At 65.6% G+C, this 2,155-nt stretch carries 2 protein-coding genes; one reads left to right on the forward strand and one right to left on the reverse strand.

Translation table 11 applies throughout. From position 1 onward, the window contains the following. The coding region (locus tag I6U14_RS00610; protein ID WP_296896023.1) for a helix-turn-helix transcriptional regulator at positions 1-556 on the forward strand (556 nt) is incomplete at its 5' end. 97 nt (positions 557-653) lie between these two features. Here the strand turns inward: I6U14_RS00610 and I6U14_RS00615 are convergent. Next, positions 654-2,155 (reverse strand): AAA family ATPase (locus I6U14_RS00615; RefSeq protein WP_296896025.1); only part of this gene is annotated, 1,502 nt, incomplete at its 5' end.

Consider the following 2,155-nt stretch of genomic DNA (forward strand, 5'->3'; position numbering starts at 1 on the left):
GGCGGAGCTGCTGTTGCAGAGTGAGCGTTATCTCGGCGTCGGCTTGATTGCGGTATCCGGTCCGGGCGTCGTGATGGCGGTCACCGAGCCAGCGCTCAAGCTCTGCCAGCGCTCGCTCGGGGGCGTTCCCAAGGTCGACGCCCTGTTGCCGCCATCGCTGCTTGAGCTGTTCGTTCGCTTGCGCGACATCGGCGCGCCCACGCAGGTTCTGCAGGGAAACATCGGGCACAGCGCACCCGAACGGCTCCGGATAAAGGTCTCTGCGCTGTTTCCGGACAGCGACGCTGTCCACCTGATCGCCCTGTCAGATCCCGGGGAACCCCTGCCTGTGAGTGCCATGGTGCAGCTTGGTCTCACACCCAGGCAGGCCGAGGTCCTGCTGCAGCTCGCCCAGGGCAACAGCAACAAGTCCATTGCGCGTCATCTCGGCATCACACCGGCGACGGTGAAGACGCATTTGGAGGAGATCTACCGACGCCTCGGCGCAGGGAATCCCACCGCGGCCGTCTGCGCGATACGCAACGCGCTCGGGGTCTCGACAAGGCTCGGGGGATAGGCCTTCCCCCCGAGCAAGACTGCCCGACGCGGGCGCAATGCCCGCATCGGGACAATCCTGCCGGAAGCTGCTGCCCCCAGTCGGCACTGGCTGTCGCTTAGTCCACCAGCTCCGCCTCCACCGTCGCGCCGAAGCTGAGCTGGCCGTCCTGCACGTCCACCTGCACGGTGTCGCCCGGCTTGAAGTGGCCGGAGAGGATCTCCTGCGCCAGCGGATTCTCCAGCTGGGCGCGGATGGCGCGCTTGAGCGGGCGGGCACCGTAGACCGGGTCGAAGCCGGCCTCGCCGAGCAGGTCCAGCGCGGCATCGCTCACATCCAGCTGCATGTCGCGGTCGGCGAGCCGGTGCTTGAGGTAGCCGATCTGGATGCGGGCGATGGCGCGGATCTGGTCTTCGTCCAGAGGGTGGAAGACGACGATCTCATCCAGGCGGTTGATGAATTCGGGCCGGAACGCTTGGCGGACGATCTCCATGACCGCGTCTTTCATGTCCGCGTAGTTCGCCTCGCCCGCCTTTTGCTGGATGATGTCGGAGCCCAAGTTACTGGTCATGACGATGACGGTGTTGCGGAAGTCCACGGTGCGACCCTGCCCATCCGTCAGGCGGCCGTCGTCGAGCACCTGCAGGAGAATATTGAACACATCCGGGTGGGCCTTCTCTACCTCGTCCATCAGAATCACGCTGTAGGGCCGGCGGCGGACGGCCTCAGTCAGATAGCCGCCTTCCTCATAGCCCACATAGCCGGGCGGTGCGCCGATGAGTCGCGCGACCGAGTGCTTCTCCATGAACTCGGACATGTCCACGCGCACCATGGCCTCTTCGGTGTCGAACATGAACTCCGCGAGCGCCTTGCAGAGCTCGGTCTTGCCGACACCGGTTGGGCCCAAGAATAGGAAGGAGCCAATGGGCCGATGCGGATCAGAGAGCCCGGCCCGGGAGCGGCGAATGGCGTCGGACACCGCGCGCACGGCCTCGTGCTGGCCGACCACGCGCTTCTCGACTTCATCTTCCATCTTCAGGAGCTTCTCCCGCTCGCCCTCCAGCATCTTGGAGACCGGGATGCCCGTCCACTTGGACACAATCTGGGCGACCTCCTCTTCCGTGACCTTGTTACGCAGGAGCTGGGTCTCGTTCTGGGCTGCCTCGTCGGCGGCGGCGAGCTGCTTTTCCAGCTCCGGGATGCGCCCGTACTGCAGCTCGGACATGCGGGTGAGATCCCCGGCGCGGCGAGCCGTCTCCATCTCGACGCGGGCACGGTCCAGCTCTTCCTTGATGTGAGCAGTGCCCTGCACGGCGGCCTTCTCGGACTTCCAGATCTCGTCCAGGTCCGAGAACTCGCGCTCCAGGTCGGCGATCTGCCCCTCCAGATCCGACAGGCGCTTCTTGGACGCCTCGTCGGATTCCTTCTTCAGGGCCTCGCGCTCGATCTTGAGCTGAATCAGCCGGCGGTCGAGGCGGTCCATCTCCTCCGGCATGGAGTCGATCTCCATGCGGATCTGCGAGGCCGCCTCGTCGATGAGGTCGATGGCCTTGTCCGGCAGCTGGCGGTCGGTGATGTAGCGGTGACTCAGGCTCGCGGCCGCGACGATGGCGGGGTCGG

Source organism: Thiohalocapsa sp. (assembly GCF_019695415.1).
GTDB lineage: Bacteria > Pseudomonadota > Gammaproteobacteria > Chromatiales > Chromatiaceae > Thiohalocapsa.